Origin of the sequence: Anaeromusa sp. (assembly GCF_028691475.1) — a bacterium.
GTDB lineage: Bacteria > Bacillota > Negativicutes > Anaeromusales > Anaeromusaceae > Anaeromusa.
Genome location: NZ_JAQUZF010000082.1, coordinates 1 through 12,436, shown reverse-complemented (window position 1 = coordinate 12,436; position 12,436 = coordinate 1). Strand labels below are relative to the sequence as shown.

The window sequence follows — 12,436 nt, the reverse complement described above, 5'->3', positions numbered from 1 at the left end:
CGAAGTGAAGAAGAAGTCTTCAAAAAAGCTTTCTGCTTTCATCGAAAAGCAACTATACAACTGGATGGCGGCCTTGCCCAATTACATCAAGGCTTATTTCCCAATTTCCTGCTGCGAAAGTTGAGTTCTTAAGTTTTCCTGGCATTTCCTATCGGCATCCGGAGTTATACTGTCAGCATCTATTGAGTCAGGTGTTGGGTGGCGGCGTCAGCTCCCGCTTATTTCAACGCATTCGCGAAGAAAAAGGCTTGGCCTATTCGGTCTATTCTTCCGGCAGCAGTTACAGCGATACAGGCTTGTTGAGCATTTACGCCAGCACGCGGCCGGCAAATCTAGCCGAGGTGTGGCGTTTGGCTAAGGATATTGTGCAGGAAATGGCGCAAAAAGGCTTGAGCGAGGGTGAGCTGCACCGTGCGAAAGAGCAGTTGAAGGGCTCTATTTTTCTTGGCTTGGAGAGCTCTGGCAGCCGTATGTCGCGCTTGGGACGTCTGGAGATTTCCTTGGGGAGACATGTACCGCTAGAGGAAGTACTTGCCAAGATTGAAGCGGTTACGGTGGAAAAAATGAAAGAAAATGCTGCGGCTTGGCTGGATTGGCGTCAGTCTAGCTTGACGGTGCTGGGTCCATTGCAGGGGCTTGAGGACAGGGCATTTTTATATGCAGATCGGAGCGAGGAGGAAATGGCGTGAGAAACCGGGGGTTTGAAGTGGTTTCGGCTTACAAGAAGGAAGATATTGCTTTGCCGCAGCGCAAAACACAGGGGAGCGCCGGCTATGACTTGGCCGCCGCGACGACCACGATCATTGCGCCTGGCGAAGTAGTTTTGGTGCCGACAGGCTTGAAGGCGTATATGGCGGCTGGCGAATATTTGGGGCTGCATATACGTTCCGGATTGGCGACAAAGCAGAAGCTTTGCCTTGTAAACGGACAAGGCATTGTCGATGCAGACTATTATAACAATCCGGATAATGAAGGCCATATTTTACTGGCGTTGTTGAATATGGGCAGCACTGAAGCGGTCCTGCAAAAAGGAGAACGGGTAGCGCAGGGGATTTTTTACAACTATCTTCTTTGTGACGACGATCAAGCTGCGGCGCAGACACGCCAGGGCGGTTTTGGCAGCACTGGAGAAAAATAGTTGACATAGCTTGCGTTTATATTATACAATAGACAAAAGTTTATATTGTGGATGAATAGAGGTGCGAAAAACAAAAGTACTTCCGGGGAGATCGGGCATTGCAGATCCGGAGGGAAAGGGTTTTTCGCCGAAGTGGCTGACGCGCCCCGCGGCAGCTGCTGGTTTCGGGCTGAATAAGTACGGAACTGTCATCGGGTTTCCGGTGGAGAGCTAGCTCATCAAGGTAGATGCGAAGTATTTTGCATCCTAAAACCTTGCTCCATGTTTGCATGGCGGTTGGTGAGAAGTTTTCTTCTTACTGGCCGCTTGTTTTTTTATTACGAGAATTTTAGGTGAATAATAGGGAGGTATTATTGTGATTCGAGTAGCTGTATGTGGAGCTTATGGGAAAATGGGCCGTGAAGTTTTGAAGGCGGTTTTGGCGGCAGAAGATTTAGAACTGGTGGGAGCTGCGGACCCTAATGCGCCGGCTGGCGCGGATGTTGGTCTTTTAGCCGGAGAAGGCCCTATTGGCTTGCCGGTGGATCGGGAACTGGCGGTGATGCTCAGAGAGCGGAAACCGGAGGTGGTTGTGGAATTTACCAGCCCTGCGGTGGTGATGAATAATTTGCGGGTATTGCTGCAAAACAAGGTATGTCCGGTAGTGGGGACAACAGGTTTGTCCAAAGAGGATTTGGCGGAATTGACGGCCTTAAGCCAGGAAAAAAATACGCCAGTCTTTATTGCTCCGAACTTTGCTATTGGCGCCGTGCTGATGATGAAAATGGCTAAAGCTGCAGCTAAATATTTGCCTCATGTGGAAATTATTGAGATGCATCATGATCAGAAGCTGGACGCGCCGTCTGGAACGGCCTTGCGTACGGCGCAGCTGATTAAAGAGGTTAGAGAGTCCTTGCCGCAGGGACATCCGAATGAAAAAGAGCTCATCCCTGGGGCCAGAGGATCTGAGTTCGACGGCATGCGCATTCATAGCGTCCGTCTCCCCGGTTACGTGGCGCATCAAGAAGTTATTTTCGGCGGTTTGGGACAGACTTTGAGCATTCGTCATGATTCGATTTCGCGTGAATCCTTTATGCCTGGCGTGGTATTTGCCTGCCGCAAGGTGCAAAACCTACAGGGAGTAGTGGTTGGCTTGGAGCACATTCTGGATTAAGAAGTGAAAATCTAAAAACCTTGAAATAAGGAAAGGGGATTGCTAACGTGAAAAAGTACAATGTGGCGATTTTAGGAGCTACCGGAGCGGTTGGGCAGGAATTTCTACGGTTGATTGAGGAACGCAAATTTCCTTTTGCAGAATTGAAGCTGCTGGCCTCTAAACGTTCGGCAGGCAAGCAAATTGACTTTATGGGCAAGACCTATACGGTAGAGGAGGCTACGCCGGAGTCCTTTGAAGGCGTGCAAATCGCTCTTTTCGCCGGCGGCTCCATCAGTAAAACGCTGGCGCCGGAAGCGGTCAAACGCGGCGCAGTTGTCATTGATAACTCCAGCGCTTTCCGCATGGACCCGGAAGTGCCCTTGGTGGTACCGGAGGTAAATCCCCAGGCGATTAGCGCTCATAAAGGCATTATCGCCAATCCGAACTGCTCGACCATTATTATGGTCATGGCGCTGAAGCCTATTTATGATTTGGCGAAAATCAAACGCATTGTAGTTTCCACGTATCAAGCAGTGTCCGGGGCAGGCAAAGAAGCTATTGATGAATTGAACGATCAGGTGAAAGCCAGTTTGGAAGGCCGCGAGATGGTAGCGAATATTTTGCCTAGCGCCAGTTTAGACAAGCATTATCCCATTGCCTTTAATTTGATTCCTCATATTGACGTATTTGTGGAAGACGACTACACCAAAGAAGAAATGAAAATGGTCCACGAAACCCACAAAATTTTGGGTGACTACACGATTGGTATTTCTCCTACAACGGTGCGCGTCCCGGTATACCGCAGCCACTCCGAATCAATTAATTTGGAGTTTGAAGGGCCTGTGTCGGTCGATGAAGTGCGTAAAGCGCTGGCTGCGTTCCCTGGCGTTATTGTGCAGGATGATCCGGCAAACATGGAGTATCCGATGCCTTTATATACCTCTAATGAAAATGAGGTGCGCGTTGGTCGTATTCGCCCGGACCGTTCGGTAGAGCACGGCCTTAATCTGTGGGTTGTGGGAGATCAGATTCGCAAGGGCGCCGCTTTAAATGCGCTGCAAATTGCCGAATATATGGTCGCCAAAGATATGTTTTAAGCAAAAGGAGTGTAGGAATTTATTATGCGGATTATCATACAAAAATTTGGCGGTACTTCGGTGGCGACGGCGGAATCCAGACAACAAGTGGTGCGCAAAGTGCAGCAAGCCCTCGAAAAAGGCTATGCGCCGATAGTCGTCGTATCCGCCATGGGGCGCAAGGGCGCGCCTTATGCAACCGATACGCTGATTGCGCTGGCTAAGGATGTATATGCCGAGGTAGCGCCTCGGGAACTAGATCAGATCATGCATTGCGGCGAGTTGATTTCCTCCATTGTGATGACAAGCACGCTGCAGGCGGCGGGGGTTCCGGCGAAAGCCCTTACTGGCGGACAGGCGGGCATGGTGACAAATGAGGATTTTTGTAACGCTCATATCTTAAAAGTGGACACCTGCAGGCTGCGTCGTGAGCTGGAAGCTGGCTTTGTGCCGGTGGTGTGCGGTTTTCAGGGCATGAGCGCTAATGGTGAAATCACCACCATTGGTCGCGGCGGCAGTGATACCAGCGCGGCTGCCTTTGGCGCGGCGTTGGATGCAGAGCTGGTAGAAATTTATACTGATGTCGACGGCATTATGACCGCAGACCCAAGGATTGTTAAGCAGGCTAAAATGCTGGAATGCATTAGCTATGAAGAGGTCTGTCAGCTGGCGCATCAAGGGGCGAAGGTCATTCATCCCCGCGCGGTGGAACTGGTTATGCCCAAGAACATTCCGATGGTGATCAAATCGACTTTCTCCGATAATCCGGGGACCCTGATTACCCATGTCACCCAAGAATGCACCGATGGAGTAGCTCTTTCTGACCGGGTAGCCAGCGGCGTGACGTATTTGGCTCATATTGCTCACGTAAAGGTAGCCATGGATGCAGCGCAGACTGGAACGGCCAGCAAGACGGTATTCCAAGCGATGGCGCAGCATGGCATCAGCGTAGATCTGATCAATGTTCATCCCGGACAAATTATGTTTACCGTTGCTGATGCGATGAGGGAGAAGGCGCAAGGATATCTGCAGGAGCTTGGTTTGCAGGTAGAAACGCGCGAGGACTGCGCCATGGTTTCCGTAGTCGGCGGCGGCATGGGAGAAGTGCCTGGCGTAATGGCTTCTTTCGTAGAGGCGTTAGCTGAAAATGACATTATGATTTTGCAAACGGTTGATTCGCAAACCTCCATTTCCGTGTTGGTACAAGGAACGCAAATGGTGGAAGCTGTAACCGCTTTGCATGAAAAATTTGCCTTAGCGGACTGAAGTGGAGGAACAGAGCATGAGGACCTTCGGACATGTACTGACGGCGATGATTACTCCTTTTCATGAAGATGGCGCAGTAGATTATAAAGCGGCGGCGAAAATCGCAAAGCATCTTATCTCTCATGGTTCGGACGGCTTGGTTGTCGCAGGCAGCACGGGAGAAGCGGCTACAATGACGCTGGACGAAAAGCTGCGCTTGTTTGAAGCGGTCTTAGAGGCGGTGGGGGATCGGGCTACCATTATTGGAGGCACAGGTTCCAATGACACGAAAGCCTCTATTGCAGCAACCCAGGCGGCGGAAAAAGTAGGCATTCACGGTGCGATGGCGGTCGTGCCTTACTACAATAAGCCGCCTCAAGAAGGCATGTACCAGCATTTTAAGGCGATTGCGGAAAATACTTCTTTGCCTTTAGTGCTGTACAATGTTCCTGGGCGCACTGGCTCTAATCTTATGCCGGCTACGGTGGCTCGGCTGGCTAAACTTTCCAATGTAGCGGCCTTGAAGGAAGCAAGCGGCAATCTGGAGCAGATTGCAGAAGTGGTGCGGCAAACGCCGGAGGATTTTTTGGTGTACAGCGGCGATGACAGCCTGACCTTGCCGGTGCTGTCTGTTGGCGGCTGTGGAATTATCAGCGTGGCCGCGCACCTAGTTGGTGAGCGGATGCAAGAAATGATTGCCGCCTTTTATGCGGGGAACAAGGAAGAGGCGATGCGGATTCATGGTGAACTGCTGCCAATTTTTCGACTGATGTTTATTACGACCAACCCGATTCCGGTGAAAACGGCCGTCAATTTGCTGGGCTTGCCGGGCGGACAGTTTCGACTGCCTATGGTGGAACCGAGTGAAGCGGAACTGCTGCATATTCGTCAGGGTTTGACGGCAGTGGGGTTGCTTGGTTAAGTCGTTCAAGGAAGGAAGTACTACGTGGAGTTTGTAGCCATTGATTTTGAAACTGCGAATCGAGATGCATCTAGCGCCTGCGCCTTGGGCCTGGCGATTGTCAAGGGCGGAAAAATAACAGCTAAGCATCATTGGCTGATTCGGCCGCCGCAGGACTATTTCCGTGCTGATTTTACGGACATCCACGGTATAACCGCAGCGGCGGTTCGGAATTGTCCAAGCTTTAAGGAGATTTGGCCGGAAGTGAAGCCTTTTTTGGAAGGGGCTTGCTTGGCGGCGCATAACGCTCGTTTTGACCGCTCTGTGCTGCAAGCCTCGTTGGAACACTATGGCTTGGCGCTGCCTGCGAAGAGTTTCTTTGTGTGCACCTTGGAATTATCCAGGCATACATGGAAACTGCCTAAAAACAACCTGGCTGCTGTGGCAAACTATTTGGATTTGCCGCTGCAGCATCATCAAGCGGAGAGCGATGCTCTGGCTTGCGCCGGCATTCTTTTGCGTGCGGCTGATTATTGGCAATGTACGTCGATTGAAGGCTTAATTGATAAAACCGGTCTGCGGCGCATCCTTTAAAAAATGTTACAAAAATGTCCTGGCTTTTGCGGTCAGGACATTTTTGGCGCCATAGTTGAATCAGCGGAAGAATTCCGTTATAATGGAAAAGACTAGAAGGAACGGCTGCTTTATTGCTCTTCTCGTGATGAACGGCGTGTATCCATTTATAGAATAGGAGGTGTATCTTTTTTTGGCCAAACAAAAATTGCAAATTATTCCCTTGGGCGGCTTGGGGGAAATTGGCAAGAATATGACAGTAATTCGTTTCGGAGACGATATTGTTGTGATCGATTGCGGGCTTATGTTTCCTGACGATGATATGCTCGGCATTGATCTTGTCATTCCCGATATTAGCTATCTGCAGGAAAACCGCAACCTTGTGCGCGCCATTATCTTGACTCATGGCCATGAGGATCATATCGGCGCCCTGCCCTATGTACTCAAGGAACTTAATGTCCCGGTGTACGGAACCCGGCTGACATTGGGGATTTTAGAAGGACGTTTGCAAGAAATGCATGTGTCTGCAGCGTCGCTCGTGCCGGTAAAACCCCGCGAACAGATTCAAGTGGGGCCATTTAAAATCGGCTTCTTTAGTATGTGCCACAGCATTGCGGATGCAGTGGGCATTTCCATCAAAACTCCTGTGGGTACCATTGTGCATAGCGGGGATTTTAAGTTTGATCAGACTCCTGTTGATGGCAATGTGGCCGACCTTCATCGCTTAGCAGAGTTGGGAGATCAAGGAGTCTTGGTTTTGCTGGCGGACAGTACCAATGCGGAGCGCCCCGGCCATACGTTGAGCGAACGTACGGTGGGCCTTGCCTTTGAGGAAGAGTTCCGTAGCGCTAAGGGGCGTATCCTAATTGCTACTTTTTCCTCGAATGTACATCGGATTCAGCAGGCCATAGATACAGCTGCTAAGTATCGGCGCAAAGTGGCGATACTTGGCCGGAGCATGATGAATGTTGTCAATATCGCCATTGAACTGGGGTATTTGCATATTCCAGAGAATGTGCTGATTGACATTGATGAGATCAATAACTATCCGGCAGCGGATCTTGTTGTTATTACAACCGGCAGTCAGGGGGAACCGATGTCCGCTTTGACGCGTATGGCCAGTAATGACCATCGGCAAGTGGATATTGTTCCTGGAGATACGGTTGTCATTTCGGCTACGCCCATTCCTGGTAATGAAAAACTGGTTTCCCGCACCATCGACTTGCTGTTTCGGCAAGGCGCCAAAGTGGTATATGAACGCACATCCGGTATCCATGTGTCAGGACATGCCAGCAGAGAAGAATTGAAACTGCTGCATAATTTGATTCGTCCTAAATTTTTTGTGCCTGTGCATGGCGAATATCGGCATCTTATTAAGCATGCGCAGTTGGCTCAGGAGATGGGCATGCCCAAAGAACGCATTTTTGTCGCAGAAAATGGCCAAGTATTGGAATTTGGCCCAGATCGCGGCGTGATGGCCGGAAAAGTAACGGCGGGGAAAGTAATGGTAGACGGCTTGGGAGTAGGCGATGTCGGCAATATTGTATTGCGGGATCGTCGACAGCTCTCTCAGGACGGTATTTTGATTGTGGTGATTACCATTGATAAGCAATCGGGTATGGTTGTTGCCGGTCCGGATATTGTTTCCCGCGGTTTTGTGTATGTCCGGGAGTCGGAAGCTTTAATGGAGACGGCTCGGGAAAAAGTATTGCAGGCTTTAGAACGTTGCGATATGACAGGCGGAACGGAATGGGCAACCATTAAGTCGACTGTCAGAGATTCTATTGGCAAGTTTCTTTATGAAAAAACGCGCCGTCGTCCTATGATTTTACCCCTCATTATGGAGGTATAATGAAGAAGGAACCTTGGCATGCATTCTCCTTGCGGGGTGTGTCAAGGTTTCCTATTTTTCTAGGTAAAGGAGAGAATGCCTTGAGCCGTTTTGCAGAGTCCTTAGCAGAAAAACGATTTATCTTTTTGGCCATTCTTGTAACTTTAGTCCTTTGCGCCTTGGCGGTTGTGTCCTTATTTCACACTTTTCAAGGCTAAGCTGACTGTACGAACAGGAAAAAAATTTCTTGTGTAGAATTGTACGATGGTAGAGGTGAGTATGTTGCGTAAATTGTTGTCCGGGGTGCCAAAGGAAATGCGGTATGAAATTTGGGGCATCCTGTTGGTTGCAATCGCAGGCATAGCTCTTTGTGCTTTAGCGGGGCTCAATGTGGGGTCTCTTGGTCAAGCCTTGAAAAAGGTGCAGACCTATCTTTTCGGTTTGGGCGCGTTTGTTCCCCCTCTTTTAGTAGCAGTAATAGGCGCCAGATATATCTGGTTGCGGGTGGAAGCCGGCTTTACTCTGCGGTTTGTGGGCTTTATCGCATCCTATTGGCTGCTTTTAATGCTGGTGCACCATCTGTTGATTCAGCCGGGGCGGGAGATTTTACCGGAAAGTCTGACTGAAGGCGGCGGACTTTTAGGGGGCATGGCCTTATTTTTATTACGTAAGTTTGTAGGCGTCGATGGCGCTGTAATTTTAATTATAGCTGTGCTTTTGTGTACGATTATGGTGACGACGACATGGTCTTTAGGCAAGACCATGCATGTGGCTAAGGATAAAGTAGATACGGGACTGCAGGAAGCAAGGGAAAAAGTAGCGGCTACTTACGAAAAAGCGCAGCAGAGAGTTGCTTTATATAATCAGGAACGAGATGCGCGCTTTGCTTCGGAACACGCAGTTCTTACCGATCCGGCAGAAAAATCCGCGGAAAAGCCTTCCGTACCTGCTTTCCAAGAGGAACGCAACGAAGAAAAACCGGTGCGGACGACGGTTCGGGTACGCAAAGAACCGGAGCCTTTCGTCAGTGGCGCAGAGGCAACGCCGCTGGAGTTGTTTACGCCGCGCGAGGTGTCTCCCCATGGCTATCAACTGCCGCCATTGGATTTGATTCGCAAACCGCGCGCTGCGACGAGTGCTAACAGCCAAAAGGAAATGAAGGAAAATGCTAAAATTCTTGAAGAGACCATGGCTGATTTTAATGTGGCGGCGCGTATTGTAGAGATTACTCAAGGGCCTGCGGTTACTCGCTATGAAATAGAGCCTGCGCCGGGAGTAAAGGTAAGTAAAATCGTTTCTTTGGCAGATGATATTGCCTTGAAGCTGGCTGCCACAGGCGTTCGTATCGAAGCGCCCATTCCCGGCAAAGCCGCCGTTGGTATTGAAGTTCCCAACCGTCAGGTAACGGGCGTAGCTTTTTGTGAAGTTGTTGAAAGTACGTCCTTTCAAAAAGCGGCGTCCTTGTTGACCGTCGGTTTAGGCAAAGATATTGCCGGTCAGATTATTTTGGCTGATTTAGGGAAAATGCCCCACTTGTTGGTGGCAGGAGCTACCGGTTCCGGGAAAAGCGTCTGCATTAACACGATGATTGCCAGTTTGCTTTTTCGAGTGCGACCAGAAGAAGTAAAGTTAATTTTGGTAGATCCGAAATTTGTGGAGCTGTCAAAATACAACGGCATTCCGCATTTGCTGGTGCCGGTAGTAACGGATGCGAAAAAGGCCACAGCCGCTCTTAACTGGGCAGTCCAGGAAATGGAACGCCGTTACGCCGTTTTGGCAACGGCGCGTGTGAGGGATTTGGCGTCTTATAATGCCGGCGTCGAGGAAGACAAAAGGCTGCCCTATATTGTAATTATTATTGACGAATTGGCTGATTTGATGATGGCATCGCCAGTGGATGTAGAGGATGCCATTTGCCGTTTGGCGCAAAAAGCCCGTGCAGCGGGACTGCATCTTATTTTGGCGACGCAGCGTCCTTCAGTGGATGTAATCACTGGGACGATTAAGGCGAATATTCCTTCGCGAATTTCCTTTTCCGTATCTTCACAGATTGATTCGCGGACTATTTTGGACATGCCGGGAGCGGAAAAACTGCTTGGCCGAGGCGACATGCTGCTGTATCCTGTAGGAATGGCAAAACCGCAGCGAGTGCAAGGCGCTTTTCTTGGCGACGACGATATTGAAAAGGTCCTTGACTTTGTCCGGTCACAGCAAGAGGAAGAACCGGAATATAATGAAGAAGTGACCGCTAGCGCCGAAACGTCAGGCGGCATGTCCGCGGATTTGCAGCACGATGAACTATTGCCGGAAGCGGTTCGCTTGGTTTTGGAAACTGGTACGGCGTCGGCGTCCATGCTGCAGCGCAAACTGCGCGTAGGTCATAGCCGCGCGGGCCGGTTAATGGATATGATGGAAGAAATGCGGATTGTCGGCCCTAATATGGGGAGCCGGCCCAGAGATATTCTTATGACCTATGAACAGGCTAAGGAAATGCTGTCAGGAGATACCGCATAAAAACTGACAAGGATTTGAGATGTGGTGATGAATTTGCATGAAACAATCTCGGTAAAGGACTCTTTAGCACTGGAGCAGGTTCTGTTTATTGATATGCGCACTCCTGCTGAATTTTCTAAAGGCCACATTCCGGGGGCTTATAACTTGCCGTTATTTGAAAACGAAGAACGGGCGGAAATCGGCACTTTGTATAAACAAGTAGGACCGGAGACCGCGAAAAGTCGAGGACTAGATATTGTGGCGCCCCGGCTTCCCGGCTTGGTACGAACCATCAGCGAATATGCCTCCTTGGGCAAAGAAATTGTCATTTATTGTTGGCGCGGCGGCATGCGATCAGGATCGGTCGTGTCTGTGCTGGCTATGATGGGGATTCGTACGCGTCAGTTGCAGGGAGGCTACAAGGCTTATCGCAATTATGTCTTAGAGCGTCTGCAAGGTTTTACTGTTCAAGCTAAGGCCGTTGTTTTATGCGGTTCTACTGGTACTGGGAAAACACAGCTGCTGTACCATTTGGCGCGGTTAGGCGTGCCTGTGCTGGACTTAGAGCGCTTGGCCAATCACCGGGGTTCTGTTTTTGGCCATGTGGGACTGGGCGGCTGCTGCACGGCGCAAAGCTTTGACTCGCTTTTGCTGGCGGAGCTGGAGCGAGTGAACCAAGGCGATTATTTTGTGGTGGAGTGCGAAAGCAAGCGAATAGGCAATTTGTATTTGCCGGAATGTCTTTATGAAGCGATGCAGGCGGGATATAAAGTCCTGGTAAAGACGCCCCTTGCCTTGCGGGTAAGCCGTCTATGCGAGGAATATGTGCAAGAAGACAGCGCAGCATCTGTAAAAGCTTTGATTGCCAGTATGCAACGGTTGCAGAAGCAGTGTGGCCAACGGAAAATTGCGGAATGGACGGAGCAATTGGAACAAGGAGATTTTCCCAACGTTATTGAAACTTTGCTCAAAGAGTATTATGATCCTATATATGGCTATGAAAAGGCAGAGTTAGACGAGTATGCGTTTTGTGTGGATGCAAGTGATTTTGAAGCTGCAGCAGCAACGTTGACAGCTCATTTAGAAACACTGAGGAGGTAACAGCACAATGGCAACGGTAGGTCAGCAACTTTCTGCAGCAAGGGAACAGAGGGGATATTCGATTACCGACGTGGAAAAAGGCACGAGCATTCGTGCTCTTTATATTCAAGCCATTGAGGCTGGCGACTATGAAGTGGTGCCCGGAGAAGTGTATTTAAAAGGTTTTATTCGCAACTATGCTACTTTTGTTGGCTTGGATGGTTCGGTCATGGTAGAATTATACAAGCAAGAACAGCAGATTACGGTTTCTCAGGAACCAGTGGAAGCCAAGACGCAAGCAGAGCCTGTTCAAGAGAAGAACGGCTCAGTCTCGCCGCTGAGGGAGAATGCTTCTTTTCCAGCCCCGGTTCGTGCCGAAAAGTCTTTTGGCTGGGCGGCAGGGTTGGCAGTGGCAGTGGTTTTAGTGGCGGGATATTGGTGGTGGTCGGGAACCTCTGCGCCGGCAGCCGGCGGTGCGCAGCCGTCTGCAGTTTCGAAGCCTGCGATGGCTGGAGGTGCGTCCCATGCAACAGCCAGCAGCGCAGCTAATACACCGGTAAAACAGGATGGCGTTCATCTGCAGGCCTTATTCCAAGCGGATTGTTGGGTTGATGTTTCTGTGGACGGCAAAAAGATTTTTAATGGTACGGCGCAAAAAGGGCAGACGCTGCGCTGGGATGCAACTAAAACGGTCCACTTGACCTTGGGAAATGCCGGTGCGGTCCAATTGACTTTCAACGGTTCGCCGCAGGCCGCCTTAGGCAAAGCGGGGGAAGTCGTGGAATACGAGTTTACATCGCAGGGGCCGGTTAAAAAATAGCAAGATGTTTTCGTGTTGAAAAGAAATAGAGGCTAAAATGGAAAAAAACTTTCTTCCTGTTTGTCGTGCCGATATGGAAGCGCGCGGCTGGGATTATGTAGATTTTTTATTTATCAGTGGCGATGCCTATGTAGATCATCCCAG

General features: G+C 50.0%; 12 protein-coding genes and 1 riboswitch. All 12 genes read left to right on the top strand.

Going from position 1 to position 12,436, the window contains the following annotated elements:
- Positions 1–32: 32 nt before the first annotated feature.
- Positions 33–689 (top strand): insulinase family protein, encoded by a 657-nt coding sequence (locus tag PHF27_RS10510; protein ID WP_363320057.1) that lies wholly within the window; start codon positions 33–35, stop codon positions 687–689.
- On the top strand, positions 686–1,138 hold the full coding sequence (dut, locus tag PHF27_RS10505; RefSeq protein WP_300069563.1) for a dUTP diphosphatase: 453 nt from the start codon (positions 686–688) through the stop codon (positions 1,136–1,138). Before PHF27_RS10510 ends, dut begins: the two co-directional genes overlap by 4 nt.
- A 48-nt stretch (positions 1,139–1,186) precedes the next feature.
- Positions 1,187–1,359, top strand: a riboswitch (Lysine riboswitch).
- A 134-nt stretch (positions 1,360–1,493) separates the two neighbouring features.
- Complete coding sequence (gene dapB, locus PHF27_RS10500; protein ID WP_300069561.1) at positions 1,494–2,291, top strand: 4-hydroxy-tetrahydrodipicolinate reductase; 798 nt, start codon at positions 1,494–1,496, stop codon at positions 2,289–2,291.
- Positions 2,292–2,338: 47 nt separating this feature from the next.
- On the top strand, positions 2,339–3,370 hold the full coding sequence (locus PHF27_RS10495; RefSeq protein ID WP_300069559.1) for an aspartate-semialdehyde dehydrogenase: 1,032 nt from the start codon (positions 2,339–2,341) through the stop codon (positions 3,368–3,370).
- A 24-nt stretch (positions 3,371–3,394) separates the two neighbouring features.
- Positions 3,395–4,615: an aspartate kinase gene (gene dapG / locus PHF27_RS10490; RefSeq protein WP_300069557.1), complete on the top strand. Its 1,221-nt coding sequence runs from the start codon at positions 3,395–3,397 to the stop codon at positions 4,613–4,615.
- A 16-nt stretch (positions 4,616–4,631) separates the two neighbouring features.
- Positions 4,632–5,516: a 4-hydroxy-tetrahydrodipicolinate synthase gene (gene dapA, locus PHF27_RS10485; protein WP_300069555.1), complete on the top strand. Its 885-nt coding sequence runs from the start codon at positions 4,632–4,634 to the stop codon at positions 5,514–5,516.
- A gap of 24 nt (positions 5,517–5,540) precedes the next feature.
- Positions 5,541–6,089: a 3'-5' exonuclease gene (locus PHF27_RS10480; protein ID WP_300069553.1), complete on the top strand. Its 549-nt coding sequence runs from the start codon at positions 5,541–5,543 to the stop codon at positions 6,087–6,089.
- Between the two features lie 172 nt (positions 6,090–6,261).
- Complete coding sequence (locus PHF27_RS10475; protein WP_300069551.1) at positions 6,262–7,920, top strand: ribonuclease J; 1,659 nt, start codon at positions 6,262–6,264, stop codon at positions 7,918–7,920.
- Between the two features lie 258 nt (positions 7,921–8,178).
- Positions 8,179–10,413 (top strand): DNA translocase FtsK, encoded by a 2,235-nt coding sequence (locus PHF27_RS10470; RefSeq protein ID WP_300069549.1) that lies wholly within the window; start codon positions 8,179–8,181, stop codon positions 10,411–10,413.
- A gap of 27 nt (positions 10,414–10,440) precedes the next feature.
- Entirely contained in the window at positions 10,441–11,493 is a 1,053-nt protein-coding gene (gene mnmH, locus PHF27_RS10465; RefSeq protein WP_300069566.1) for a tRNA 2-selenouridine(34) synthase MnmH, read from the top strand.
- 7 nt (positions 11,494–11,500) lie between these two features.
- A complete protein-coding gene (locus tag PHF27_RS10460; RefSeq protein ID WP_300069546.1) occupies positions 11,501–12,292 on the top strand; it encodes a RodZ domain-containing protein in 792 nt (263 codons plus the stop codon).
- A gap of 37 nt (positions 12,293–12,329) precedes the next feature.
- On the top strand, positions 12,330–12,436 hold a 107-nt coding region (locus PHF27_RS10455), incomplete at its 3' end, for a hypothetical protein (protein ID WP_300069564.1).

Excerpts from the sequence above, each read along its gene's own strand:
- dapG (WP_300069557.1), top strand. The coding sequence starts at position 3,395 with ATGCGGATTATCATACAAAAATTTGGCGGTACTTCGGTGGCGACGGCG.
- dapA (WP_300069555.1), top strand. The coding sequence starts at position 4,632 with ATGAGGACCTTCGGACATGTACTGACGGCGATGATTACTCCTTTTCAT.
- PHF27_RS10470 (WP_300069549.1), top strand. The coding sequence starts at position 8,179 with ATGTTGCGTAAATTGTTGTCCGGGGTGCCAAAGGAAATGCGGTATGAA.
- mnmH (WP_300069566.1), top strand. The coding sequence starts at position 10,441 with ATGAATTTGCATGAAACAATCTCGGTAAAGGACTCTTTAGCACTGGAG.
- PHF27_RS10460 (WP_300069546.1), top strand. The coding sequence starts at position 11,501 with ATGGCAACGGTAGGTCAGCAACTTTCTGCAGCAAGGGAACAGAGGGGA.